Origin of the sequence: Sporosarcina sp. FSL K6-3508 (assembly GCF_038615825.1) — a bacterium.
In the GTDB taxonomy this organism is placed as follows: Bacteria; Bacillota; Bacilli; order Bacillales_A; family Planococcaceae; genus Sporosarcina; species Sporosarcina newyorkensis.
In genome coordinates, this window is sequence record NZ_CP152016.1 from 2,003,747 (window position 1) to 2,029,419 (window position 25,673).

Sequence of the window (25,673 nt, forward strand, 5' to 3'; positions counted from 1 at the left end):
CTACAGTGTTAAAAAATACTAAGTGTTGTATCTTTAATATCGCCAATAAACATACAGCCAGGGGCATGTGTAATCATGATAGAAGGTTTGCTTTGCATTGCAACCGCCTGTGGCGTAACACCACATGGCCAGAACACCGGAATTTCTCCATCCTTTATCGTGACTGAATCTCCAAAGTCTGGTTTGTCAATATCTTGAATGCCGATTTGGCTCGGGTCTCCGATGTGAATAGGCGCCCCGTGGACAGCAGGTAAAGGAGTGGTGATTTGTACAGCTCGTATGGCATTTTCATAAGTCATAGGCCGCATACTTACTACCATGGGCCCTTCAAAGACACCCGCTTTCTCACATGCAATCGACGTTTTGTACATAGGCACATTGCAATTTTCTTCGATATGGCGTATCGGTATATCGGCTGCTAGGAGTGGCGTTTCAAATGTGAAACTGCAACCTATCAGAAAGCAGACCATGTCCTCTTCCCAATAGTAAGAAGCGTCCAGCACTTCCTCCGTAAATACACCATCTTTATAAATCCGATATTTGGGTACATCAGTTAAAATGTTTGCATTCGTCGCTATTTTGTTCGGCTTGAACGAACCGACCTCCGTCACATCCAATAAAGGACATGACTTCGGGTTCCGCTGGCAAAATAATAAAAAATCGTACGCATGCTCTTTTTTTAGAATCACCAAATTCGCTTGTGCAAATCCTTTTGACATTCCTGCAGTAGGACCTGTAATCGTCTGTTCGCGGATCAGTTCCCTAACTTTTGCAGGAGACATCTCTTCATAGTTCGTCATTATGTATTCTCCTCTTCTATGCATACTTGCCATTCTTTAAAACAGTAATGGAATCTGCTCAATTAATGTCATAATACTTAACACAGCCATTGCCACCACGACGATTCCTCCTGTAATGGTTAACCAAAGCGGATGTTTATAATTCCCGATAATCTCTTTCTTATAAGCGGCTACTAAAATAGTACCGAGTCCAAGAGGCAAGATTAATGCATTTAAGGCACCAACAAGGATCAGAACATTTACAGGTTTACCGACGATGGCAAATGTCAGTGTTGAAATCAAAATAAATAAGATGATGACCCAGTTATGATACTTTTCGATAGCAGGATGAAAGGTTCGTATGAAAGAAACGGATGTGTATGCAGCTCCAACAACTGATGTAATGGCTGCTGCCCACATAATCACACCAAACATTCGGTATCCTACCTCTCCTGCTGCCAGCTTGAAAACCGAAGCAGGTGGATTGGCAGGATCGATCGCCAGTCCCATCGATACAACGCCCAAAACTGCCAAGAACAAAGCTACACGCATAACACCTGTTACCGCAATTCCCATAACAGAGCTTTTCGTAACGTCCGGTAATGAGTCAATCCCTTTCACACCAGCGTCTAATAAACGGTGACCTCCGGCAAATGTAATGTATCCGCCTACAGATCCCCCAACAATTGTGATAATCGCAAAGATGCTAAGCTGCTCAGGTTTAAAAGTATTCACAATCGCTTCTCCTACCGGTGGTGAAGTAGTAAATGCAACGTAAAGCATCAAGAGGATCATGACACCGCCTGCAGCTTGTGCAACTTTATCCATTGCTTTACCGGCTTCTTTAAAAAGAAAGATAAAGATTGCAAAAGCAGCGCTCAAAACTGCTCCATAAACGGGATCCATACCGAGCATGGCGTTAAGTCCAAGCCCAGCGCCAGCAACGTTCCCAATATTAAAGGCAAGTCCTCCAATGACAATTAAAACAGCCAGCACGACTCCGAGACCGGGAAGCACTTTATTCGCTATTTCTTGTCCTCTTAAACCAGATACTGCAATAATTCTCCAAATATTTATTTGTACAAAGACATCTAGCAGCAAGGAAATTAAAATCACAAACCCGAAACTTGCCGCTAATTGTTGCGTAAATACCGTCGTCTGCGTTAGGAATCCAGGACCGATCGAAGAAGTAGCCATTAAAAAGGCCGCTCCGAATAAAACACTTTTACTTACTTTCTCACTCTTCGGTGTATGCACCAAATTCTTGTCTTTCATACGAACCCTCCACTTCTTACGACATTGCCGCAACTTTTATCTTGTTTTGCAGTAGCTGTTCTTTTAAGTATTTTGCAAAATCCAACGCATGCTCTCCATCGCCATGGATGCAAATGGAATGCGCCTTGACAGGGACTTCTATTCCTTGCTGCGTTAACACTTTTCCTTCTGTCACCATTTTGATCACTTGTGCAGCAGATTGTTCTTTATCAACAATCATCGCTTCAGCCTGGGAGCGGGAAGTTAAAGAACCATCGTCCTGATAGGTCCGATCTGCAAATACTTCATGTACTGTTTGTAAACCGATTCGTTCACCAGCTTTTGTTAATTCACTTCCCGCCAGACCAAATAAGATAAGATCGGCAGAAATGTCATATACAGCTTGCGCAATAGCTTCTGCAAGTTTTTCATCTTGTGCAGCCATATTGTACAGCGCGCCATGTGGTTTCACATGTTGCATAGACGTTTGGCAAGCAGTTAAGAACCCTTGCAGTGCGCCTATTTGGTAAATGACCATATCATATGCTTCCTGTGGAGTGATTTTCATTTCGCGGCGGCCAAAACCATTCAAATCTGGTAGACCTGGATGGGCACCGATTTTCACATTATGATCTACAGCAAGTCTGACGGTCTCTCTCATCACACGCGGATCACCTGCATGAAACCCGCATGCTATATTTGCAGATGTGACATATTTTAATATTTCTTTCTGTTCACCTAACATATAGCGTCCAAAACTCTCACCCAAATCACAGTTCAAATCAACTTGATACATCATAATCCCTCCAAAAATAAAATGAAATGCATTATCGTAAACGCTTACAAATCGTTTAGTTCCGATAATCGAAACTCTAGTTTTGAATTACAAGTCCACTTTATCATAAAGTTTTGAAATTGAATAGATTTTATTTTAAAAAAGTTTGCGATAAGGTATCGAAACCTTTTTATTGTTTAGACGACTTGAAATTTGTTTTCTGTCTATTATAATAACTATATGATCCAATATTTAAAACCAGTGTACCGAATTTCGGACCTTTAGGAGTTGTGATAATGAAGAAAGAAACGAATAACGCACTTATTAAACCATTGGGAGATTCGGCCCTGATTGTCCAGTTAGGTGAAGGGATCGACCCTACCATTCACAAATTAGTAGGCGAGTTGACTAGATTGCTGGAGATTCATCCATTTAACGGCTATATCGAGTCCGTTCCTGCGTACACCAGTTTAACTGTTTACTATAATCCTTACATTGTGCATCAGTCGATTACTGATGGATTGCCAAAAAGTCCATTTCGATATGTTAGCGTTTACATGGAAAACTTAGTTCAGAAAATCGGTAAACAACCAGGTTCCGAAGAAAAACTCGTCACGATTCCTGTTGTTTACGGCGGTGAGTATGGACCAGACTTAGAATATGTTGCGAGCCATCATGGGCTGAGTCCCGATGAAGTAATCGAAATTCACTCAAAAAATGAATATTTAGTATATATGATTGGATTTGCTCCTGGTTTTCCTTTCTTGGGCGGCATGGATGAGCGAATTGCCACTCCGCGCAAGGAAACACCCAGAACTTCTATTCCTGCGGGTTCTGTAGGAATCGCAGGGTTGCAAACAGGAGTTTATCCTTTAGAAACGCCTGGGGGTTGGCAAATTATCGGCCGGACTCCTGTCGATCTTTTCCTTCCCGATCAGCAACCTCCGACATATCTGCAGGCAGGATATAAAATACGCTTCAAGTCTATTTCCGTTAGGGAGTACACTAGAATAAAGGAGTTGAAATCATGAGTTTCCAAGTAGTTCACCCCGGTCTTTTGACGACTATACAAGACTTGGGAAGATACGGTTCACAAAAATACGGTGTCATCGTGGGCGGCGCAATGGACAGCTATTCGCTTCGCATCGCAAACTTACTCGTAGGAAATGATGAAGGTGAAGGCACTTTGGAAATGACATTGGTAGGCTGCACGCTTCTCTTCGAAAGGGATCTTCTAATAGCAATTACTGGCGGTGATTTAATGCCGGCTGTAGATGACAAAGAAGTACCAATGTGGCGTCCTGTATTAGTCCGAAAAGGCTCCTTACTCTCCTTTAAATCGGCAAGAAAAGGATGCCGTGCATATATTGCGTTTGCTGGTGGTTTAGTTGTCCCCAAAGTTATGGGGAGTAAAAGTACATATGTCCGAGCTGGGATTGGTGGCTTCTTAGGAAGAGCATTGAAAAAAGGGGACAGCCTATCCTGCGGTGAACTAAATGCAACAAGCCGATCATTTTTGCAACAATTATCTAAGTTGCAACGCCACTTTGCATGGAGCGCTAACCACGAACCAATCATTCGTCTTGGTCAAGCGCAAACCATTCGTATCACGGAAGGCGCAGAATATGATCAATTTGATGAAATGAGTAAACAAAGGCTAATCGAGGAACTATTTGTATTGACAAATTCATCCGATCGAATGGGATATCGCTTGGAAGGTCCGCCCCTTGCATTAAATGAAAAAACCGAGCTTTTGTCTGAAGGTGTCACTTATGGAACGATACAAATCCCTCCTAACGGACAGCCCATTATTTTAATGGCAGATCGGCAAACGACTGGTGGTTATCCGAAGATCGCACAAATTGTTTCGGCCGATTTATCGAGTTTAGCGCAACTGCGGCCACCAGGGACCATCCAATTTGAAGTGGTTTCAATTGAGGAAGCAGAAAATGAACTATGGAAAAACGAACAAATTATCGCAAGCCTCAAAATAGGGATTCAGTTAAAGGTTTGACAGGGGCAAGTGCAACTTTACTTTGGCTTGATTCACTGTTTCTCTCACCTTTCATATGAGTAAAAGCTGCCATTGAAAGGTTTTCTAACATTCAAGGCAGCCCCTTCAAGGCACTATCCTTCGTGGCCTAATTGCATTGATATTTTTTTTGCCGCTTCTAGCGTTTTTTCTGCAAAATATTGAATCTTTTCTCCTTGATAATTTGCTTCGATCCCTGCAACACTGATTCCCGCAATGACATCTCCTTTATGGTCAAAGATAGGAGCTGCGATCGCTGATGTATGGTTTTCCAATTCAGAATGACTTACAGTATACCCATCTATTCTTGCTTGATTAATCGTTTCTCGAAGTTGTGTTTCATCTGTAATAGAGCCCCTGCCAAAAGATGTCAGCTCAATCGAATCAAGATAGTCATCAATTTCCGTATCCGGTAAGAATGAAAGAATGGCACGAGAACAGGCTCCGGCGTATAAAGGACTTCTTCTTCCTATCGCTGTGTAAAGCCGAACTTTCTGGTGTGTATCAATTTTTTCTATGTAAATGGCTTCATCATTTTGTTTTATGATAAGATTCACTGCTTCATTCACTTCTTGATGAAGAGCCTGCATGATCGGATACGCGATGGCACGAATATTCATCCTAGAAGAGACCAAATGACCAAACTTCAGAAATATAAGTCCCAATCGATATTTTGAATCCTCCCCCTTCACGAGAAAACCCATTTCCTCAAGTGACCGAAGCATGCGGTAAACAGATGTTTTTGGGATACCCGAGTAATCTATGATTTCTTGAAATGTCAGTTCTGCATGGTTAATGAATAGATTTAAGACATCCATTGATCGAACCACTGTTTTGTTTTTATTATCCAATACAATTCCTCCGATGTGCTTACATAGTTTATTAGGTATTAGTTAATATCTTAATCTATAAGTATCTATCCTTTACTTTAATTTGTATTTTGCAAATGAGCAACAATGAAATTTGTCCGATAAGAAGGCTGAAGAGGTTTCACCTTGTTGGTGCACATGAAAAAACCCTTTTCTTCTAGATAGAAAGAAAGGGCTGGAAATTCTGTTTTATGATTTTTGAAAAATGTTAATTTTATTCCAACATACAAGAAATTGTGTCTTGCATGTTATGTTTATAGAGCTCCATGAGAAGTTATAGGATGGAGTTGTCCATTAATAGCAAATGAAACTCTTCCCGTTTCTTCAGATACTACAAGTACAAGCGCGTCGCTTCGTTCGGATAATCCTAAAGCAGCACGATGTCGGGTACCCAGCTTTTTGTCACCTGTAAATCTGTCTGATAACGGCAGAACATTTGTCGCTGAAACGATGTGATTAAAGTTCACCATCACAGCTCCATCATGAAGTAGATTGCCGGGGAAAAAAATTGATTCCAATAAAGTATGAGTTAATTCTGCGCCTATCGGTATTCCTGATGTCACCAAAGATTCAAGAGGATCTTCACGCTGAATTACAATTAATCCGCCATGTCTTCGCTTAGACATATTTTGAATGCACTGTGATATTTCCGGATACTTATCTGTAAACGGAGACAAATAACAGTTCAAATAAAAAGTAGCCGCTCTCATTTCAATGCTTAAAAAAGCCTCTTTAATTTCCTCGAAATCTCCAAGTACACAGAAATTTTCAGCGTTCATTGCTTCTACATTATTTTGTAATGCCGTAATAACTTGGCGAATATCTTCGGTTAATGTTCTCTTCATCGGTGTAAAATCACAATTTAAATTATCCATAGAGACACACCTCCCCTTTATTCCCAATAGTGTACGTAAAGTTTGTCCAGATAGGAATTTTTTATTCATTGAATGAGGTAAAGCCTTTGCGAATAAAGGAATGGTTATTGTCGCCTACTTAAAAGCATTCTTTTTCTAGATCAAGCATGCCTTGCATCGTGTTGATCTAAATGGAAACAGTATTGGGGGTATCTATAATGTTAAATAGATAAAAGAATATAGTTTGTTTAATAATTCATACGTGTTTCAGCAAACATGAGTATGTAAGCTTTCTCACAGGCCCTCTTCGCGAGAAAGCACCACTTTGATACGTTGATCGTACCAAAGTGGTGTTGCGTTCGATTATGCGTTGTTTGATTGAGGGTTTACCTTTTCCCCTCATCATTTGCAGGGTACTATTTTTATTCCTCCATTACTACTCCCGATTAGGAACTCCGGAAGCGCCAGTCCCATCACACCAACTATTGTTTGGGAGGGTGGAGGGGTATCTCCAAAGTACCTTGCGGTTACGCTTCCTATTATTTCATATTCGTGCGGTTGGGTTGTAAAGATTGTAGTCTTCGCAATATGATCCCAAGTTGCTCCTATTTCAATTAAAGCTTGTTCAATATTTTGATAGACCATATCTGTTTGTTTCGTTAGATCACCCACTTCCACCACTTGCAAATTTTTATCCCATGCTACTTGACCGGCAATGAAAACGATCTTATTCCCTTTAGGGATCGTGACATGTGTATATCCAATTGGAGCGTGGATCGAACTTGGATTAATAATTTCGCGTTGCAAACTTTGCATTGGGCTCCCCCCCTCTGTCATTGTCAGGTAGTGGTACATGAAATTATTATGAACACTTAAACATTTAAGTCACACAAGGACCCTTCAAATACAAACGACTTATTTAAAAAAACCAGCCGGCGGTAAGTTGAAATTCGCCGCTATTGTCTTTGTTTGCGTATATTCACTTAAGGCTTCCTTGCCATATTCTCTTCCTACGCCACTGTCTTTGTAACCTCCAAAAGGGGCTCCTGTTTGGAAGTTAAAATATTGATTAATCCAGACACTTCCAGCCTGCATTTTTTGTGCAGTATCCAATGCGGCCTTAAAATCATTCGTCATAATACCCGCCGCCAAACCGTACTCCACATCATTTGCTTCTTTAATGACCGCATCCACATCATTCCAACGCATAACTGTAATCACGGGTCCGAAAATCTCTTCTTGTGAAATTCTCATCTCATTCGTTGCTTCAAAAATCGTCGGTTCTATGAAGTAACCGTGTTCATTATTAGGAACAGTTACGCGGTTGCCTCCTGCTAAAAGTTTTGCTCCTTCTTCTTTAGCGATATCAATATAGCCTAATACACGTTTTCCCTGCTTTTCATTGATAAGCGCACTGACTCGAGTAGATGGATCTGTTGGATCGCCCACTTTAACTTCTATTGCTCTTGCAACTAACTTCTCAACAAATTCATCATAAATATCGTCATGGACGAATAAACGAGAACCAAGAATACAACTTTGTCCATTAAATAAGCAGTAACCTAGAGTAGTGTTTTCTACAGCATCATCAATATTGACGTCTGGGAAGACGATATGTGGAGACTTTCCACCCAATTCAAGAGTTACCGGCAGCAGTCTTTCACCAGCTATCTTACCAACTAACCGGCCTACGCCTACACTGCCCGTAAAAGAAAGTTTATGAACATCCTTATGGTTAATAAGCGCATCTCCGGCCTCAATACCGTAACCTGTAACAAAGTTCACGACGCCTTTCGGTAGAATATCTTTAAGGATTTTAGCAAATTCCAAAGTAGATAAACTCGCATCTTCAGCGGGCTTCATGACAATTGTGTTACCTGCTGCAAGAGCAGGTGCCAGTTTGAAAGAAACCATTATCATCGGAACATTCCATGGAATAATTTGTGCACAAACACCTAAAGGATCTTTCTGTACAATCAACTGACCATTAGGAAGTGGTCTTGAAGTACCTTCATAAGTTAAAATCGCAGAAGCGAAGTATCGGAATTGTTTTACTGCAATATCATAATCTAGCCCAAATTCATTTATAGGACGGCCTGTATCTAAGCATTCAATCATAGACAATCGTGCTGTGTTTTCTTCTAGTGCGTCCGCAACTTTGTGAAGATATGCTGCACGTTCTTCCACTGATAGAGTTGACCATGTTTTAAATGCTTCATTTGCAGCCTTTACTGCAAGGTCCACATCTTCTTTATTCCCTCTAGCTATTTTGGACAGTACGGCACCGGTTGCTGGATTAATTGCATCAATATAACCATTTGCCGACTCAACAAATTCACCATTAATAAAAGAACCGTATTGGCTATCTAATGTGATTTCGTTTGTGTTTGCTTTAATTGTTTGCATATAAATCTCCTCCATTAATATAAAATCAACAATTTATTCTGGGGTTTATCTATTTTTTATCGGGTTTAAATTTAGCACTGTATTAAACTAAAGCAATGGCTCTAATTGGGCTTCCACTCCCATTTTCTATTTTTAACGGGGCCGCAATTAGGACCGCTCCTTTAGGCGGAAGCTTATCAACGTTCGTCAACTGTGCTAAACCATATTTATTTGCTTGGTGCATAATATGATGGCTTGGAAATGGAGGATCGAAAGTATGGGCAATCCCCGCATCAGTGCCTACTGTCTCTACACCTACTCCTAAAATATCGCGTTCGACAAGAAAACGGGATGCTTCCGGTGTAAATCCAGGCGTATGTGACAAACCATCTCTATCTGTATTGAAATATTTTTCACTGTTTAGATACTCCGCCCAACCCGTATATAGCAATACCCAGGAATGCTTAGGTATTTGTCCGAATTCTGCTTCGTATTCTTCTATATCTTCAACTGTTAAACAATAATCCGGGTTCTCTATACACTTTTCTTTAATATTAATGACTCGTGCTTCTCCAATCAGATTTTTTACTGGGATCTTATCTACACTTGCATTTTCTCTGCCTGTTACCCAATGATTCGGTGCATCGAAATGGGTACCACAGTGCTCACCTGCGACAAAATCATTCCAATAGCATACAGGCCCTGTTTCATCGTATTTAGAAAGCTGTTTAAACTGAAAACCGCCCGTGTTCTTAAATGGTTCTGGAAGTTGAATTACTGGTGTATCTTCGTTCAATACTTGCGTCATATCTACGACTTCAATTGAATCATTTACAATACTTCCTAGTAATTGGCTTAATACGTGTGATTGATCATGCGATGTTTTGTGTACTACTTGCGATTGAACATCCATCCTATTACCCCCGTATCTTCCATTTAATATTTATTGCTTACTTCATTTTACATCTTATTGATTGTACAAGTCGTTAACCTGTTAACATTTTTGCAATTTTCAGCAAGATATTACTTTATTATTTTAGATGAATTGTAATGTCTTTTCCCTTAATTTTCTGACAGTCAACTTTTGAACTGTCTAGAATTAAGACACCGTTATTTCTGAGTTGTAAAAGTCTGTAGGAATTGGACCAAATACTCTGCGATGATAAAGCATTGGATCTTTTTCTTTTGATACTTTGAGATCGAGAACTTCTCCAATTAATACAATATGATCTCCCGCTTCAATTGCTTTAAATGTCTTACATTCAAACACGCCGAATACATCTTCAATTACAGGTAACCCATTTTCCGATAAACTCCACTTACATGTACTGAAACGATCTGCGTGCTTGCTGGCGAATACTTTACAAAGTTCTTGTTGCTCTCCGGCTAATACATGCACTGCGAATTTCCCGCCTTCTGTAAATTCTTTAAGCGAAGAAACGCCACGGTCAATCGACCAAAGAAGCATTAGGGGATCTAATGATACGGAAGCAAATGAATTTACCGTCAGTCCAACTGGCGTTCCATCCTCTGACACAGTCGTCAAAATTGTTACTCCTGTTGGATAATTGCCCATGATTTTTTTGAATATATCTTGTTTCCGCTCTTTCGCCATATCATTTCTCTCCTTTTTTTGTCAATAGAATAATTAGCATTTCGAATATAAAGCTTATAGTCTAAAACTATTAATGATATGTTATTCATTAGGTTTTAATTCAAGAAAATTAATTCATTTTATATGATGAGCTGCCAAATAACCAGACGTTCCTCCAAGACCAGGTCCCGGGTGAGTTGATGCGCCAATATGGTACAGATTCTTCACAGGTGTATCATGTTTTGTGTATTTTGAAGAAGGTCTCCATAACAGTAATTGATCTATAGAAGCGACGCCAGAATAGGGATCTCCCCCAACTAAATTTCGATTAGCCGATTCTAACTGTACTGGCGATATAATTTTCCTATTTATTATTGCTTCTTTGAAATTTGGAGCATGTTGCACAATACGCTTCTCGATACGATCCACATAGGCTTCTAAAACCTCTTTCGTATATCCATTAGTTGTGACGATCTCTCCTAATGCATCTCCTTTTAGGACGTGTGGCATTTCTAGCAACTGAATCCACAAAGTGTGTTTTCCATCTGGGGCACGACTCGGATCAAATGCAGTATGCTGACCGACCGCTATCGTTCCTTCTTTCGGCAGCAGTCCATTGTAAGCTTCATTTACTGATTGACTTACCCCTTCAACGCCGCTTGTTAAATTGATCATTGCGACCTTATTTAGCTCGGGATTTTCCCAATTTAAAGATGTATCTAAAGCATAATGAATTTGCATTGCTGCATTGCCATAATCATAATTTCTCACATCTGATTGTAAAGACTTAGGTAATGACGTATCTTGTAACAGTTCTTGATACAATTGATGAGGCGTGACATTTGCTAGAACATATTTGGATTTATACTCCTTTTCCTCTGTTTTAGCCCCTTTTATCACGCCGTTTTCGACTATTAAATTTTTGACATCGGCATTGGTGATGAATTTCCCATTATTATTTTCTACTATCTTCATTAGTGCCTTGACCAGCTGATCTCCTCCCCCTTTAGGGATTGGCATTCCTGCAGCCTCCAGAGAGAATACGAGTACTTGCATCATAATATTTCCTGCTGCATCATTCGGACCCAAGCCTGTATGCAAAATCCAAGGAGCGAAAAGAGCTTTAATTAAATCACTCTCAAAATACTGATCAAGTAACTTATCAGCAGACTTTATCATCGAACCAACTTCCCTTTTAAATTCCTTGAGCCCCTTTTTTCTTGCCGTTTTTACTAAAGTCCGAATAGAAGACCAAGATAAAGGCTCATTTGACAACATATGAAATACAAATTCAGAATTACCCTCAAAATTACTCATCAATTCAGCGTATCGATCACCATCCCCAGCTGCCAATTGATTAAGGGTCTGTATATTCTTTTTTCGATCAGTATATAAGACAGCACTTTGATTATTAGGTAAAATTACCCCAGTTGGAACATCTGTATTGACATATTCAAGCCCATATTTCTCCAAGTCTTCCTTAAGCTCTGCATAAGCAGGACCAGTTACAAACAATGGATGCCATCCCGAAAATACATCTGTCTTAAAACCAGGCGCTATCAGTTCTTCGGTCTTAATACAACCGCCAATCCAATCATTTCTTTCTAATACAACAACTTTATGCCCCTTTTTGGACAATATAGCTGCTGCAGTCAATGAGTTGATACCACTGCCTATAATTATTGAATCAAAACTTTCCACCTGAATCACTCCTACTATTCACACGATATTTTCTATCAAATGGAACAATTTTATACTTTCTTCTTTTTCGGTGCTACTCCCCAACGCTTAATCCAATTTGGTGTGAGATCGAATTGGTCTAAAACACGGCCAATCGTTTGATCAACAATGTCATCTATTGTTTGAGGTTTATTATAAAATGCAGGTACAGGCGGAAAAATAACTGCTCCCGCAAGTGCTGCTGTTTCCATATTTCGAATATGAATTAAATTTAATGGAGATTCTCTAGCCAAAAGAATCAATTTTTTTCTCTCTTTTAAAATCACATCCGCTGATCTTGTAATCAAATTAGAGGTCATACCTGTTGCGATTTCTGCTAATGACTTCATACTACAAGGGGCAATGATCATTCCATCAACGCGAAATGAACCGGACGATATGGATGCAGCAAGATTATCATTTTCATAATGAACCGTCGCTATTTTTTTTACGTCATCCAAATGATAAGAAGTCTCTACTTGCATTGTCTTTTCTCCCCATTTACTAATAATTAAATGAGTTTCTACATCCAATTCTTTTAATTTTTCTAACATACGTATGCCGTATATTGCACCAGAACCCCCAGTAATTCCAATAACAATGCGCTTTTCTTCCATTTTATCTCCTCTTTTTCACAATTTTTCCACAATAATATTTCTTTATTCTTCGATATCGTAATTTTCTAGCATAACCTCTTTCATATCAAGGCGCTGAAATTCCCAAGGGCGTGGGTATGGGGCCGTAGCATCAATGCCAATTTTCGTGCCTATTCCGTCATTTGTTATTGGATTCAATTCATGTCCGCGGGCATCAGATATAAGGATCATATCTCTTTCTGGATCATGACGTGTAGCTAAAGCCCACTCTATATCTTCGGGATCATAAATATTTACATCCTCATCTACTATGGTCACCCGACGCAATGGTGGAAACGCAGCGAACGTGGCCATAATTGCATTTTTTTGTACCCCTTCACTACTTTTTTTAATTTGAACATTTGCATGGTAAAATCCGCAGCCGCCATATGATAAATACACGTCTATAACGTCAGGGACCATACTAGAAACTTTTTGATATACGCTCGCTTCAGCCATTAAACCGACAGCATTATAAACTTCCTTACCAGGCATAATCGTATGAAAAATTGGTTGTTTTCTGCGAGTTACAGCTTTGACATTAACAACCCATCGATCGTCCGCTGCAGCATAATATCCAGTAACTTCGGCAGCAGGTCCTTCGTTTTCTCGAATATGAGGCAGGATTTCTGCCTCAATTACATACTGCGCATCCGCTACACCTTCTACATTAACAGTTTGGGAACGAAGCAATTTTAACGGCTCCCCCAATAATTGTGAGGCAACCCCTAGTTCATCGGCATCAATAGGTGCGGCACTACTTGGCGTAGTAGATGCAAAGTGAACAGGAAGACCTACTCCATTATTAATCGTAATTTCTAAAGGTTTATTCATTTTTTCAGCTCGCTCATAGTAATCTCGTAAATGTCTTCCCATATCCATCAGCATCGTCATCCTATTTGGTCCTGTGACCATCAAACGTTGTATGGATGCGTTCCGTACTCCCGTTTCCGGGTCCTTTGCAATAAGTACACAGGAATCTAAATAGGGACCACCATCCTGAAGGCCATGGGTTGGGATTGGGATATCTTTTAATAAATTTTCTTTATTTTTAATGATTACTTCATTTGCCGGTCCGTTCTCAACGACTATTGGTTCAATCGGGTTTTTACTCCACTTCTCTATTGAATCTGCACTCAAGAAAGGTAAGTCTTTTTCTTTAACGTTGAAAATTTCTGCTAGCACCTCTCGATTCCAGTACAAACCTGTCAATAATGAAACATCTGTGTTCTTAAGTTTTTCAAATAAAACAGCTTTTCCACCATCAAACCTTGTCGCAATACCTGCCATTTCATGTTTAATATCTACTGGAGATTTCACACGAACAAGCATTTTCTTTTCCTTTAGTAACTGGACAACGCCTTGTAAATCAGCAACATTTCTTTTCGCAAGATTAGAATTGTAGGTAGGAGTGGTTATTTTACCCGCTAATTCCACATTCTCTTCTACAGTTTTCGTCATTTCTTCCACCTCTTATATTTTTTATCAATTCAGTAGTGATCTAGTTAAATATTTTCATGTTTTTACGAAAGTTCATGTAAGCGATTTAGCTACAAAACGAATAATACAATTTCAGGAAACATTGTTAATATGGCTATACAAAGTACATAAGCAATTACAAATGGAACAATCCCAATAAATATCTTTTCTATCGGAACGTCTGCCCTCAATCCTTTAACAACAAAAACGTTTACTCCAACCGGTGGTGTTATTGCCCCCATACTTGTCACCATACATAAAACAACAGCAAACCAAACCGGATCATATCCTAGACTCATTGCTACAGGAAAAAAGATCGGAATAGAGATGATCAAGAATCCCATTGCATCCATTAGGGCACCACCGATTAGATAGATTAGCAGGATAGCTATCAGTATCAATACTGGTGCCACATTCAATGATCCAACCCAAGCAGCTACATCATAAGGCAAACGCGTTAAAGTAAGAAAGCGTCCAAAAACCATAGCACCTACAACTAACATCAGGACCATTGCCGAGGAACGTAATGAGCTCGATGTAGCGATGACCAATTTCTCCCAAGTTAGTTTCCGCATGACTAAAGACAATATGAGTGCTCCAAACGCTCCAATTGCACCCGATTCAGTTGGTGTAAACCAACCAAAAAACAAACCACCTATAACAAAGACAAACAATAAGAATATTGGAATAACATCTATCAAGGAATGAAATCTTTCACCCATTGCAGCTTTGGGTCCTGCTGGTCCAAGATCTGGATTTCGCTGACAAATATAAATAATCATTAATAGAAATAAAACCGTTAGCGTAATTCCAGGTATGAGGCTTGCAAAAAATAGGTCCTTAATTGATTGCTCTGTCTGGAGGGCGATGATAATTAAAACGGTACTAGGAGGGATTATGATCCCTAACGTACCGCCACCAGCAACACTTCCTGTACTCAACTTGTCATCGTAATTATATTTTTTCAATTCTGGGAATGCCATTGTACCCATCGTGGCTGCCGTCGCTGAATTAGAACCCGAGATCGCAGCAAATCCAGCACTTGCAAGTATTGTTGTAGAAGCCATTCCACCTTTATAATGTCCAACCCATTTGTAGGCTGATTGAAATAACTTTTCGGTTATGCCCGTTCGGAAGACGAGTTCTCCCATTAAGATAAATAACGGAATAACACTTAGGCTATAACTAGAAAGTTGATTCCATAAGTCTGCCGTCAATATTCCAAACGCTGCGGTCGGTGTTGACATAACAAGCAGACCCAGAAACCCAACAATAAACATTGAAAAACTAATTGGCATTTTTAAAAGCATAAGTAAAAAGAGAACTATGATCCCTAAAACTGCAATTAATGTGGGACTCATTGATGAGACCCCCTTTTCAAATCACGTATTAAATCAGTAACTAAGGCGAATAATAATCCGAAAAAACCTATCGCTAACAAGGTAACTAGTGGATAATAAGCTAATACTAATGTTTCAGAGACATTACCATTTCTTTTTAAATCCAACGAGTATAAGAATAATTGATAAAATACGACTGCGAAAAATACAATATTGACTATACTAATTATAATATTTACTAGTTTTTGTATAACGCTTGGTAATCTATCCATTACTAGGTCTAAAACAACGTGACCTTTGTATCGCTGGGTATGCCCTAAAGCAAAGGCTGTTGTAAGGGCGGCGAGCCACCCTACAACTTCTGTAGTTCCCATAAATGGAACAGAAAAGTTTCTTATAATTGAATTTCCTACAATCAGAAACATCATGGAAAATAATGAAATACCCGCCATTACAGCTAAAAAATTATTTAAATACACATTTGACTTATCTAACTTTTCTGTTAACTCCAGTCCTTTTGATGGTGTTTTAGCAATTACCTCCACTTATAAACACTCCTTTGTTAAAGTACTGATTACTGTATTTTTTTGGTTCTTTTAGCGCGTTTTTGGTCTGTGTTTAACCTGGTAAATAATTATTCATTACTGTATTTTTCTATCAACTCATACAGTCTCTCTTTGTACTCCTTGGCAGGTAATCCTTCCTTTTCTATTTTTTCAACATATTCATCCTGGATTGGTTCAATAATTTTATCCCATTTTTTTCTTTCTTCTTCTGACAAAGTGCTGGTTTCTGTTCCGTGTTCTTTATTACTCCATTCAATCGATTCTTGAATATTCTTATCATGGTACTCACCAGTGAAGATCGCCATCTCTTCTCCTAATTCATCAATGACTGATTTTACATCTTCAGGAAGTGAACTCCATTTATCTTTATTCATTACAGCGACAAATGTAGTAATATGCAAAGGGTAATCAGTAATATACTTTATATTTTCCGCCAAATGAAAATCTTTTAAGGTCTCGCGTGATGTAACAAAACCATCGATATTTCCTGTTTGCAATGCTTCTGGTACCTCGGCTTGAGACAGCCCAACAGGCGCTGCACCCAATTTTGAAGCTATTTCACTTATCGATCCGGCAATTCGTAACTTTTGACCACGCAGATCATCAGTCGTTTCAATTTTTTTTGCCGTTTGAATATAGGCTGGTTCAGTAGTGAATGCTGCAATAATTTTAAAATCATTGAACGCTTCTGGTGGAAACTCTTGAATTAGATCATAAACAGTTCGACTTGCGACATAGGCATTCGGATAATTAGAAGGTAAATCAGAGATTGTTAGCAACGGAAATTGGTTTGGTTCATAAGATGTTGCCGACAAGCCTATATCAGCTATCCCTTTTCTTACTCCATCATACGTATTGGATGCCTCTAATAAAGTGCCTCCTGGAAAAAGGTCTACTTTCACCTTTCCGTCAGTACGTTCAGACAATTCTTGTGCCCATTTTTCCATTTGTTTTGCTGGAAACGAGTTTTCTGAAGCAAAAAAAGAATAACTTAACGTGATCGCATCCGATGGGCCTTTAGTTTTCCCATTACTTCCCGAAGCATCTGTTTCATTTACGCATCCTGAAATAATTAAACCTACAATAGAAACAATAAATATTAAACTAATAATTCTTTTCAATAGTTAGCCACCTCATGTTTTAGATTTAATCAAATTTCTCTTCATTTGTTCTATTTATCTAGTTTCCTATTGCTATAACATCTCGAAAGCATAAGCATTCACTTTTTTTACTCCAGTATGAATACATGAGTGCACTTCTTTCCAAATTGGAATTCGCTCTTCAAAGCGTTCCGTTTTAAGTAGTTTGAATTGCTCGTAATTCAACACAGTAAAATCTTCAACAAATAAATTAGGTTGTTCAATTCCTTCGTATATTGAAAAACCATTCACTTGAAGACTTTGATAACGAGCTATAATCTTTTCGGTTAGTTCAATATATTGATTTCTTTTTTCAGGAATAACTTTGTATTCTATGAAAACCTTAATCTTATTCAATTAAATCCTCCTAAATCAAAAAGGAAGGAAATTGATCATCTTCAGCTAAGAAAATTTTCACCCTTCCTAGAATTCCATTTTTTCTTAACGTGCTAAATATCCTCCATCAACCGCTAATGAGGTTCCTGTAACAAATGAGGATTCATCTGATGCCAAAAACAAGATGGCATTTGCAATTTCTGAAGGATCTGCAGCCCTTAACATCGGTTGTGCTTCTCCTGCTCCATCCCAAAAGTCTTCAAGACTCACTATACCTTGGGTATGCTCTTCTGTAATTTGGTCTGTTTTTGTCGCACCCGGACATACAGCGTTTACACGTATACCTTCTGCTGCATAGCGTGTGGCTAGTGATTTTGCCATTTGGACTGCACCGGCTTTAGTAATATTATATAAAAACGTGCTCTTCCCCATCATTTCTTGACCAACGAAAGAGGAAATAGAACCAAGGTTTACAATTGACCCTTTTTCTTGTTTAACCATATGCGGGATCACTGCTCTAGCACATAAGTACATACTCTTTAAATTAATAGAAACACAACGATCAAAGTCATCTGGTGTCACATCTGTTATGTCTTCAATATAATGGATACCGGCATTATTGATGAGAATATCAATTTTGCCGTGCTTTTCTATCGCCATTTCACTTAATTGATTCGCGGTTTCTTCTTTTGATATATCTCCTTCGACAATAATATGGTCCTCACTATTATGAATCTCTTTTAATAATTCATTTAAGCGTTTTTTATTAATATCATTCAATATTAGCTTTGCACCATGATTGGCAAAATTTATAGCGGTTGCTTTACCAATCCCACTTCCAGCTCCGGTAATAATTGCTACCTTTTCTTGTAAACGTGTATTTAAATCGTTTGCCATTATTATCACTCCATTTGGGATATTTACCACTTCTACATACTTCTGATACTATAAAGCCCACTTAATATTAATAAAAAATTCTAGTTTAATTTACATTAAAACTTTTTGCTGTTTCCAAAACTGTACTAAGAAATTTGTAAGTTCACCTTTTCCAAATTTTAAACTACTTCCATTTCTTTCTTTGTTAATTGAACTCATAAGAAACATGAGGAATTCTAGTACTTGTTGACGACGCATTTCGACACTTTCTAGACTTTGTCTATAAAACCATTCATCGATGATATTATAGACACCTCTGTTCAATCCATAAGTTTCTTTACAATACTTAGCAAATAACAAGTCGGGAAGGTTCACAACAGATTGTTGTTTACGAACAGTCATAAATCTCACCTCTTTAAAGCAAAGTATTTATCATCTTAGAATGTACATTATTAGATAGGAATCTAAAAACACGACTTAAATTTCAGAAAGTATCGTTAAGAAATTTCATCGTAAATGTTTTAAAAAAGCCAGGTCTCAAAACCGAGACCTGTGTTCAAGATTAATAACGTGAATTTTTAACCATAGCGGTTTAGATTTCATTACTTGTCCTAAATGAAAATTAGCTAGTCGTCACAGGGGCAATTAACTTTTGTTTTGCCTGCAGAGGTGGTAGCGCATCTGCAGGATTGAGTCCCATAGTTAATAGTCCCACTTGATCAGCTGCAGCATCGATGTTCGGAGGCATTATTGGTGCTGTAGCGGCATCCCGAATCATTCTTTCTAAAGGTACTTTCTTCATTAAACTGGATGCTCCGCAGGCTATGGTCGCTGACTTTGCAGTATTAGATACAGCTTGTCCAATACTATTTTTTGCTTTAATAAACTCATAAAATGTTTCAATTCCCGCTCCGTAAGTATCGCTATGCCAGGCCGCATATTTTATAGCCAATTCTGATGCATGTAATTCAGATGCAATATTCCCAATTCGTCTCCTAATATCAGGATGATAAGCTTGTGACTGTGCATACCCTTTCGCCACTCGATTCTTCAAAAAACCTGAGGCAAAGTTTAATATACCAACGCCAATACCTAGGTAAACGGCAGCAAAACCACCGAATGACCAATTTGCACCCCGAATAATAAAGTCGTTTAAAAATTCATCTGTTTTATGCAATAGCAGCTCATCAGGGACAAATGTTCCATCATATTCAACAGTGTTACTTCTTGTAGCTCTCATCCCATGCATATCCCATACGTCGTGGATGGTTACGCCTTGCGCGTTTCCTTTATCAATAGGTACTAAAAAACCAATACTTGCCTGGAGATTTTCATCTCCTTCAGGATGAGCATATAAGTAAACATAATCACTAGATTCGACCATTGAACAAAATGCTTTTTTTCCGTGAAGTGTATACCCTCCTTCTACCTTTCTAGCTTCTAGTGAAGGTGTATAGGCACTTGCTAATAGACTTGAGGAATCTGGCTCTGACACTGATGTACACATAAGCTTTCCTTTTTCTATCGCTAATTTAGCCACCTTTCTTTTAACATTTTCAGGAATATCAGGATGTTGCAAAATAGATCCAGTTGCATTTGCATGCATATTAAACGAGTTTGCTGTTGAAGCACATCCTTGCGCCAGTTCGATAACGAAGGCTGTATATCCTAAGAACCCAACTCCTAATCCACCGTACTCTTTTGGAATAGCAACACCAAACAGTCCCGCTTCCTGCAATTTTTTATAGTTTTCTTCTGGAGCAGATCTATCTCTGTCATGTTCAGCAGCTCTTGTTGCGAAATCCTTAGCCAACTCCTTACCTAGATTTGCTACTCTTTTCTGTTCTTCATTAAGTTGTATACTCATAATTTTTCCTCCTTAGATTTCGACTGAGTAAATCAGTCATTAAATTTATTATTTGAGGTATGGGGCATTATTGATCCATTTCTAATAATTAAAGAAGATCATTGAAAGCGCTATCATTTATTCTTTTATTAATTAATTTCTTTGCAAACGCACTTGCTAATTTCAAGTTTATAAATATTAGAAAGATAGCACCTCCTTTAATTCCCTTGTGAGTTAATATTAACCTGATTTGTTTTTACAGACTATTAACTCATTAACATATTTGGCTAAATTTATCGTTATTTAGTTCTCATTGTCATTTAAACTGTGGGAATCCTCACGTCGACAACAGCAGTACGACCTTCCTTCACTATTTTAAAAGCTTCTTTTAATGCAGCTTTTAGCCCAGAAGGTTTCGTCACAGTTAAAGCAAACGCGTTACCCGCAGCTTCCGCTATTTTTGCTAAATCAGCAGGTGGATCAAAATTCACCCCAAACTGATCCATTGCATTTGCAATTCCGTCAGGATGTACGCCTAGTGTCGATAGTTTTGGAGATTTCCATCCAGTGTTGTTATAAATTACGGTTAGGAAAGGAGTGTCGTACTTTCTGGCCATCCAATGAACGACAGATGGAATACTAAACAGGTAAGACCCATCGCCCGTTAGGCTTACGACTGTTTTATCTGGGTTAGCCAATTTCATCCCAATAGCCGCTCCCCCGTTCCAACCTAATGATCCCGCCCCACTTCCATGGAGGGTACCAGGTTGTCTAGGTCCAATATGTGTACAAATCGTTTTATAATTTGAAATACCTTCATTTAATACTATTGTGTCTTCATCGATAATTTCTCGGACACATGCAGTAAGATATTCCGGCGTAATTACATCTTCCATCGCTTCTTCCAAACGAAGATTCTCCGCTTTTTTCTCCTCATGAATATGGGTGATTTTTCTCTTGCGCTCTTGAATCGTTTCTCCACATATCTGCACACTAATTAAATGTTCATTTAGTTGTTGAAGCGCTACTTGTGTGTCAGCTTTAAAGAAACGTTTGGAAGGGATATACCATAAAGGCATTTCTTCCTTTAACGGATCCATATCAATATAATAAATTATCGCTTCTTCTGAAGGTTTATTTTTCATAGGAATCCACGGCACATCGCTATCTAATACAAGAACCAGATCAGCTTCTGCAAGCATTTCATTCTGCTCTGCAGTATTCCATTGATGACCGCAATGCATCGGATGATCTGCCGGGAAATTCATTGCATTGGATACGGATTCAATTACAGGTATCGCTAAACGGTCGCTCAATAGCACAAGACCTTCTACTGCTTCTGGATTTCTTCCTAAATAGGATGTGATAATAAGTGGCCTTTTGGCCTTCGTTAAATCCTCTGCTATTTCCGCTATACCTTTCGGTGGAATTGCACTTGGAGATATTGGTTCCCAAAGATCTTTATTAATCGTTACAGGTTCAGTTTCCTCTTCCATCGCTTCACGCGGACCCATCAAATAAACTGGACCCCTAGGCTCACTTTTTGCGAATTGCAAAGCACGATGAACGAGTTGTTTAACATTTTTACCCGTGCGAATTTCGTTGTCATACTTCGAATAACCACGCATAATTCCACGTTGATCGAAGACGTCTTGAATCCAATGAATAAACTCATTTCTACTTCCTAGTAATTCGTTTTCTTGTGTATATGGAGATGCACCTGCAAAGACGAGAACGGGTATTCTTCCTTTGAATGCGTTATGAATTGCACCTCCAATGTTTTGCGTTCCACATTCCACATGAACTATCACGGCTTGTGGCTCTCCCGTTAACTGTGCATAGCCATGTGCTGCACTCATTGCCACCATTTCGTGAGGGCAAGTTATCAATTTAGGCAGTTCTCTATTTTCTTTTTTTGCTTGTGCTAAACCTTCAATCAATGCTGGGTGATCACTTCCCAAGTTGGCAAAAATGTATGATACCCCGGCCTCTTGCAATGATTCTAAAAATGCGGTACTTGTTGTATATTTGCTTCGTTGCCCATCCTTTTGGTTGTCCTGACTCTTTAAGGTTGTTGTGCTCTTTGTAGTCATCAAATAAACCCCTCTCTTTTTATGATTTTGTCCCTTATGCGTTAATTGTAACGTCACATGCTCTTAATTTCCGTTAACCTATTAACACCTTTTAACTTTTCAACTGATGCTAATTGTTATTATTCTGCAAAAAATAAAAACGCTCTCTATTACTTAGAGAGCGCTTACATATTCTTGTAAACTTTCTGGGCATCTGATGAATAGTTTTCCTTCTTTTTTCAAAATCAGATTTTTTTCATTCCATTCCTTTGTAACTTTGTAAATAGTTATACGTGTTAAACCCGTAAATTGGGAAAGTTGTTGTTGATTAAGAGGAATTTCATAACTATTATTTTCATGACAAATTCCAATTAATAAATATGCTAATTGCTCTTCTACAGGAAGTGATTTATATTGAATAATATCACCAAGTCTTTTTAATTTATTGATTACAGTATTGCAAATCATATCCCGAACATTTTTATTCTTCATAATCAACTCCTGATTTTTTTTATATTCCAAGTAGTAAATAACTGAGTTTTCCATAGCAATGGCAGATGAAAAGTAGCATTTATGATCCATTGATAGTTCACCAAATGTTTTTCCTTTCTCAATAATTTCAAGTATCCTTTCTTTTCCCTCAAATACTCTCATGCTCATTTTAACCAAACCATCAGCTACATAGTAAAATCCATCACCAATTGTTCCTTGTTCATAAATCACTGTATTTTTTTTCACAAACATTCTTTGACCCTCTTTAAGATATGAATCAAACATACAATCCCTCCTAGAAGAAATAGCATCAAAATTGTTTATTATTTACTATACATAAGAAAATAAAAATCTCAATACTTATTTTTGAATACTACAATTATTCAAAGTATTTTATACACTTTATAATTGTCATAGTCAGTATTATTTGATAAATTTAAAGAAGCAGATGAGCTTTTTTGTGTTAATTTGTTAACTAAATCAATTTAGAACAAGTTTGAGTAGGTATTCCTTAATATTTAAAAGAGGTGATAATTTATGGATAATCAACAATATACTTGGGATAATATTATTTCATGTGAATATGGTCAGAAGATTAATGCTAAAAAAAACACCATCTTATTTCGACAAGGGGAAATAGGACAAGGTTTTTATTTTCTTAAAAAGGGTGAAGTTAAAATTAGCCTATTATCGAATCAAGGAATTGAAAGAGATATCGATTATGTGATGCCTGGAAACTTACTAGGCGAACACGGGTTTAATCACCATCCTTACTTTACAACCGCATCAATTTCTGCTCCTTCAACACTATACTTTTTTTCAAAAAAAGACTTTGATCAACTTTGTTTAGATATTCCAGAAGCCTCAAATTTGTTTATGCAGTCATTAATTCTAAAGGTTCGATTATTGGCCGAAACCACAGCTATTCTAAATGCACCCGCTGATTATAGACTTGCTCATTTTTTATACAAACTCCATTTACGGGATTATGAATTGAGAATAAAATTGAGTCAAGTCTCATTAGCTCGCTATATCGGTACATCCCGGGTTACCGTCTACAAAATAATCAATCAATGGAAAGCAGAAGAAATGATTGATTATGACCAGGGCTACATTCATTTTCTAGATATTACTAAGCTTAAGTATTTTTTAGATAACGCTCTTTATAGTTCGTCGAAATAAAAATAATCAATATAACTTTTAGACTTTGTGTCAGTATAATTGATAGGTTCACCGCGTTACTGTCTTTATAGTTTTGCAATTTCGTGGATGAATAGTTTTCATAAGGTCTCCAAAAAGCATTCTACCTTCCATCCAAATCGCTAAATACTTGCTTTCCTCTACAAAAAAATCTTCCATTCAGCTGAATTGGAAGATAATTTCGTGTCTATTTATAGGTAAACATGCTGGGAAAGATTACGATCCGAAGTAGTTTTAGTTCTCGCATGGACTAATGTCTCTCCGTGCTGTAGCAATTGCAATCGATCACTAGGCAGTTTTTTTTGATCCCACTCTGCCAGCAGTCGATTCAGTGCTTCTTCTGTCGTATCGTCCGCTAAACGAAAAGCCCCGTAATGCATCGGTATAAAAATCTTTGCGTCTACATCAAGAAAAGCCTGCACTGCTTCTTCAGGCGTTACATGCTGTGTACCCATAAACCACTCTGGTTCGTACGCTCCAATCGGCATAAGGGCATAGGTGATATCTGGGAATCTCTCTCCAACTTCACGGAAGCCTTGAAAATATCCACTGTCTCCTGCAAAGTAGATCGCATCGTTCTCTTGCATCCCTTCGGCTAAAGCCGCTTCAGAACGTTTGATTACCCACCCTCCCCAATGGGACGAATTCGTGTCAGACAGCGTGCGACGAGTCCAGTGCTGAGCAGGCACAAAGTGGAATTCAACGGAATCAATCTTGACATATCCCCACCACGGCAGCTCATGTACAATTTTTCCAGGCATTATCTTTTGCATTTTACGACCGAAACCTTCTGGTACGAGAACGGTTGGCGAGCCTTTGAGTTTTTTCAACGAGGGAACATGCAGATGATCATAATGCGCATGTGAAAGTAAAATAACATCTATGGACGGCATTTCTTCCAAAGCAATGCCCGGTTCCTCAAGTCTTGGACTGAACCCCATTTTTTTTGCCCATACAGGATCCGTTACAATCGTCAGCCCAGCGATTTGCAGTAGGAATGTCGAATGGCCAATCCATGTAAGCGTTGTTTCGTTTTTATTACTTCTCAAAAATTCCTGTTGTTTACATTCTGCCTGGCCGATCCGATAACTTTGATATTTTTTCTTTCCCCTTCGCTCTTTTTGCCAGCGTATAACATCTGTTAATGAACTTATTGTTGCTGCTGGATCTAAATTTTGATATTTTTTTCGAGCCACTCTTATCCACTCCTTCTAGCCCTTAATTTTGTAGTACAGGTGTTTAATCTGAATAAAAAAAGAACGTCGATTTCTTAACGTTCTTTCATCTTTCGTATTACATCTCCGGTGTATCTACGCGAAACCTTATGTGTCAATATATTCAGTATTATTTGTATACCTAAATAAAAATCTTCAAAAAAATAATCTTAGTCCGTGTCTTCCCAGCTGCTCTATACATGTTTCATGGTCATTT

25 protein-coding genes are annotated in these 25,673 nt (G+C 38.4%); 3 read left to right on the plus strand and 22 right to left on the minus strand.

The features are described from left to right. Positions 1-8: 8 nt before the first annotated feature. From MKX97_RS09860 to MKX97_RS09870, 3 genes are read right to left on the minus strand one after another with little or no spacing between them, the layout of a single operon-like run. Complete coding sequence (locus MKX97_RS09860; RefSeq protein WP_342535881.1) at positions 9-800, minus strand: putative hydro-lyase; 792 nt, start codon at positions 798-800, stop codon at positions 9-11. Between the two features lie 36 nt (positions 801-836). Beyond that, complete coding sequence (locus MKX97_RS09865) at positions 837-2,054, minus strand: NRAMP family divalent metal transporter (protein ID WP_009497548.1); 1,218 nt, start codon at positions 2,052-2,054, stop codon at positions 837-839. A 16-nt stretch (positions 2,055-2,070) separates the two neighbouring features. Beyond that, positions 2,071-2,829: a 5-oxoprolinase subunit PxpA gene (locus tag MKX97_RS09870; RefSeq protein WP_040759226.1), complete on the minus strand. Its 759-nt coding sequence runs from the start codon at positions 2,827-2,829 to the stop codon at positions 2,071-2,073. Between the two features lie 275 nt (positions 2,830-3,104). On the opposite strand from MKX97_RS09870, the gene pxpB reads away from it, so the two are divergent. Then, complete coding sequence (gene pxpB, locus MKX97_RS09875) at positions 3,105-3,839, plus strand: 5-oxoprolinase subunit PxpB (protein WP_009497550.1); 735 nt, start codon at positions 3,105-3,107, stop codon at positions 3,837-3,839. After that, on the plus strand, positions 3,836-4,822 hold the full coding sequence (locus tag MKX97_RS09880) for a biotin-dependent carboxyltransferase family protein (RefSeq protein ID WP_009497551.1): 987 nt from the start codon (positions 3,836-3,838) through the stop codon (positions 4,820-4,822). The genes pxpB and MKX97_RS09880 overlap by 4 nt, the downstream gene beginning before the upstream one ends. 113 nt (positions 4,823-4,935) lie before the next feature. On the opposite strand, the gene MKX97_RS09885 is transcribed toward MKX97_RS09880, so the two are convergent. From MKX97_RS09885 to MKX97_RS09970, 18 genes are all read right to left on the minus strand, one after another. Then, positions 4,936-5,691 (minus strand): IclR family transcriptional regulator, encoded by a 756-nt coding sequence (locus tag MKX97_RS09885; protein WP_342535882.1) that lies wholly within the window; start codon positions 5,689-5,691, stop codon positions 4,936-4,938. Between the two features lie 272 nt (positions 5,692-5,963). Further along, positions 5,964-6,584, minus strand: coding sequence for a sporulation-specific diadenylate cyclase CdaS (cdaS, locus tag MKX97_RS09890; protein WP_342535883.1), 621 nt, complete (start codon positions 6,582-6,584; stop codon positions 5,964-5,966). A 381-nt stretch (positions 6,585-6,965) separates the two neighbouring features. After that, positions 6,966-7,379, minus strand: a complete 414-nt coding sequence (locus MKX97_RS09895; protein WP_342535884.1) for a RidA family protein — start codon at positions 7,377-7,379, stop codon at positions 6,966-6,968. A gap of 99 nt (positions 7,380-7,478) precedes the next feature. Continuing rightward, positions 7,479-8,969: an aldehyde dehydrogenase family protein gene (locus MKX97_RS09900; protein ID WP_342535885.1), complete on the minus strand. Its 1,491-nt coding sequence runs from the start codon at positions 8,967-8,969 to the stop codon at positions 7,479-7,481. A gap of 82 nt (positions 8,970-9,051) precedes the next feature. Beyond that, positions 9,052-9,861: a cyclase family protein gene (locus MKX97_RS09905; RefSeq protein ID WP_342535886.1), complete on the minus strand. Its 810-nt coding sequence runs from the start codon at positions 9,859-9,861 to the stop codon at positions 9,052-9,054. Between the two features lie 186 nt (positions 9,862-10,047). Then, positions 10,048-10,563: a flavin reductase family protein gene (locus tag MKX97_RS09910; RefSeq protein WP_340758986.1), complete on the minus strand. Its 516-nt coding sequence runs from the start codon at positions 10,561-10,563 to the stop codon at positions 10,048-10,050. Between the two features lie 114 nt (positions 10,564-10,677). Then, positions 10,678-12,243 carry an NAD(P)/FAD-dependent oxidoreductase gene (locus MKX97_RS09915; RefSeq protein ID WP_342535887.1) on the minus strand — a complete coding sequence of 522 codons (1,566 nt, stop codon included), beginning with the start codon at positions 12,241-12,243 and terminating at the stop codon, positions 10,678-10,680. Positions 12,244-12,293: 50 nt separating this feature from the next. Continuing rightward, positions 12,294-12,878, minus strand: a complete 585-nt coding sequence (locus tag MKX97_RS09920; protein WP_340758988.1) for a UbiX family flavin prenyltransferase — start codon at positions 12,876-12,878, stop codon at positions 12,294-12,296. 42 nt (positions 12,879-12,920) lie between these two features. Beyond that, positions 12,921-14,357 (minus strand): UbiD family decarboxylase, encoded by a 1,437-nt coding sequence (locus MKX97_RS09925; RefSeq protein ID WP_342535888.1) that lies wholly within the window; start codon positions 14,355-14,357, stop codon positions 12,921-12,923. 89 nt (positions 14,358-14,446) lie between these two features. After that, positions 14,447-15,736, minus strand: a complete 1,290-nt coding sequence (locus tag MKX97_RS09930; RefSeq protein WP_342535889.1) for a TRAP transporter large permease — start codon at positions 15,734-15,736, stop codon at positions 14,447-14,449. Beyond that, positions 15,733-16,260: a TRAP transporter small permease gene (locus tag MKX97_RS09935; protein WP_340758991.1), complete on the minus strand. Its 528-nt coding sequence runs from the start codon at positions 16,258-16,260 to the stop codon at positions 15,733-15,735. The genes MKX97_RS09930 and MKX97_RS09935 overlap by 4 nt, the downstream gene beginning before the upstream one ends. Positions 16,261-16,349: 89 nt before the next feature. Further along, positions 16,350-17,402, minus strand: a complete 1,053-nt coding sequence (locus tag MKX97_RS09940; RefSeq protein WP_340758992.1) for a TRAP transporter substrate-binding protein — start codon at positions 17,400-17,402, stop codon at positions 16,350-16,352. Between the two features lie 72 nt (positions 17,403-17,474). Further along, complete coding sequence (locus tag MKX97_RS09945; protein ID WP_340758993.1) at positions 17,475-17,777, minus strand: hypothetical protein; 303 nt, start codon at positions 17,775-17,777, stop codon at positions 17,475-17,477. 84 nt (positions 17,778-17,861) lie between these two features. Beyond that, positions 17,862-18,653 carry an SDR family oxidoreductase gene (locus tag MKX97_RS09950; RefSeq protein ID WP_340758994.1) on the minus strand — a complete coding sequence of 264 codons (792 nt, stop codon included), beginning with the start codon at positions 18,651-18,653 and terminating at the stop codon, positions 17,862-17,864. Between the two features lie 90 nt (positions 18,654-18,743). Beyond that, on the minus strand, positions 18,744-19,034 hold the full coding sequence (locus MKX97_RS09955) for a hypothetical protein (RefSeq protein ID WP_340758995.1): 291 nt from the start codon (positions 19,032-19,034) through the stop codon (positions 18,744-18,746). Between the two features lie 220 nt (positions 19,035-19,254). Further along, positions 19,255-20,499: an acyl-CoA dehydrogenase family protein gene (locus MKX97_RS09960; RefSeq protein WP_340758996.1), complete on the minus strand. Its 1,245-nt coding sequence runs from the start codon at positions 20,497-20,499 to the stop codon at positions 19,255-19,257. Positions 20,500-20,798: 299 nt separating this feature from the next. Further along, positions 20,799-22,571 (minus strand): thiamine pyrophosphate-requiring protein, encoded by a 1,773-nt coding sequence (locus MKX97_RS09965; RefSeq protein ID WP_342535890.1) that lies wholly within the window; start codon positions 22,569-22,571, stop codon positions 20,799-20,801. A gap of 153 nt (positions 22,572-22,724) precedes the next feature. After that, the gene (locus MKX97_RS09970) at positions 22,725-23,327 is read right to left on the minus strand and encodes a Crp/Fnr family transcriptional regulator (protein ID WP_340758998.1); all 603 of its coding nucleotides are present in this window, start codon (positions 23,325-23,327) and stop codon (positions 22,725-22,727) included. Between the two features lie 252 nt (positions 23,328-23,579). Between MKX97_RS09970 and MKX97_RS09975 the strand changes: the two genes are divergently transcribed. Next, complete coding sequence (locus MKX97_RS09975; RefSeq protein WP_342535891.1) at positions 23,580-24,224, plus strand: Crp/Fnr family transcriptional regulator; 645 nt, start codon at positions 23,580-23,582, stop codon at positions 24,222-24,224. Between the two features lie 209 nt (positions 24,225-24,433). Here the strand turns inward: MKX97_RS09975 and MKX97_RS09980 are convergent, their stop codons facing one another. After that, on the minus strand, positions 24,434-25,438 hold the full coding sequence (locus MKX97_RS09980) for an MBL fold metallo-hydrolase (RefSeq protein WP_342535892.1): 1,005 nt from the start codon (positions 25,436-25,438) through the stop codon (positions 24,434-24,436). Between the last annotated feature and the right edge of the window lie 235 nt (positions 25,439-25,673).

What these genes read in the sequence shown, in the direction of transcription:
- MKX97_RS09880 (WP_009497551.1), top strand. Translation starts at nt 3,836, where the DNA reads ATGAGTTTCCAAGTAGTTCACCCCGGTCTTTTGACGACTATACAAGAC.
- pxpB (WP_009497550.1), top strand. Translation starts at nt 3,105, where the DNA reads ATGAAGAAAGAAACGAATAACGCACTTATTAAACCATTGGGAGATTCG.
- MKX97_RS09860 (WP_342535881.1), bottom strand. Translation starts at nt 800, where the DNA reads ATGACGAACTATGAAGAGATGTCTCCTGCAAAAGTTAGGGAACTGATC.
- MKX97_RS09925 (WP_342535888.1), bottom strand. Translation starts at nt 14,357, where the DNA reads ATGACGAAAACTGTAGAAGAGAATGTGGAATTAGCGGGTAAAATAACC.
- MKX97_RS09870 (WP_040759226.1), bottom strand. Translation starts at nt 2,829, where the DNA reads ATGTATCAAGTTGATTTGAACTGTGATTTGGGTGAGAGTTTTGGACGC.
- MKX97_RS09975 (WP_342535891.1), top strand. Translation starts at nt 23,580, where the DNA reads ATGGATAATCAACAATATACTTGGGATAATATTATTTCATGTGAATAT.
- MKX97_RS09965 (WP_342535890.1), bottom strand. Translation starts at nt 22,571, where the DNA reads ATGACTACAAAGAGCACAACAACCTTAAAGAGTCAGGACAACCAAAAG.
- MKX97_RS09950 (WP_340758994.1), bottom strand. Translation starts at nt 18,653, where the DNA reads ATGGCAAACGATTTAAATACACGTTTACAAGAAAAGGTAGCAATTATT.
- MKX97_RS09955 (WP_340758995.1), bottom strand. Translation starts at nt 19,034, where the DNA reads ATGACTGTTCGTAAACAACAATCTGTTGTGAACCTTCCCGACTTGTTA.
- MKX97_RS09865 (WP_009497548.1), bottom strand. Translation starts at nt 2,054, where the DNA reads ATGAAAGACAAGAATTTGGTGCATACACCGAAGAGTGAGAAAGTAAGT.
- MKX97_RS09930 (WP_342535889.1), bottom strand. Translation starts at nt 15,736, where the DNA reads ATGAGTCCCACATTAATTGCAGTTTTAGGGATCATAGTTCTCTTTTTA.
- MKX97_RS09910 (WP_340758986.1), bottom strand. Translation starts at nt 10,563, where the DNA reads ATGGCGAAAGAGCGGAAACAAGATATATTCAAAAAAATCATGGGCAAT.
- MKX97_RS09960 (WP_340758996.1), bottom strand. Translation starts at nt 20,499, where the DNA reads ATGAGTATACAACTTAATGAAGAACAGAAAAGAGTAGCAAATCTAGGT.
- MKX97_RS09970 (WP_340758998.1), bottom strand. Translation starts at nt 23,327, where the DNA reads ATGTTTGATTCATATCTTAAAGAGGGTCAAAGAATGTTTGTGAAAAAA.
- MKX97_RS09905 (WP_342535886.1), bottom strand. Translation starts at nt 9,861, where the DNA reads ATGGATGTTCAATCGCAAGTAGTACACAAAACATCGCATGATCAATCA.
- cdaS (WP_342535883.1), bottom strand. Translation starts at nt 6,584, where the DNA reads ATGGATAATTTAAATTGTGATTTTACACCGATGAAGAGAACATTAACC.
- MKX97_RS09895 (WP_342535884.1), bottom strand. Translation starts at nt 7,379, where the DNA reads ATGCAAAGTTTGCAACGCGAAATTATTAATCCAAGTTCGATCCACGCT.
- MKX97_RS09900 (WP_342535885.1), bottom strand. Translation starts at nt 8,969, where the DNA reads ATGCAAACAATTAAAGCAAACACAAACGAAATCACATTAGATAGCCAA.
- MKX97_RS09920 (WP_340758988.1), bottom strand. Translation starts at nt 12,878, where the DNA reads ATGGAAGAAAAGCGCATTGTTATTGGAATTACTGGGGGTTCTGGTGCA.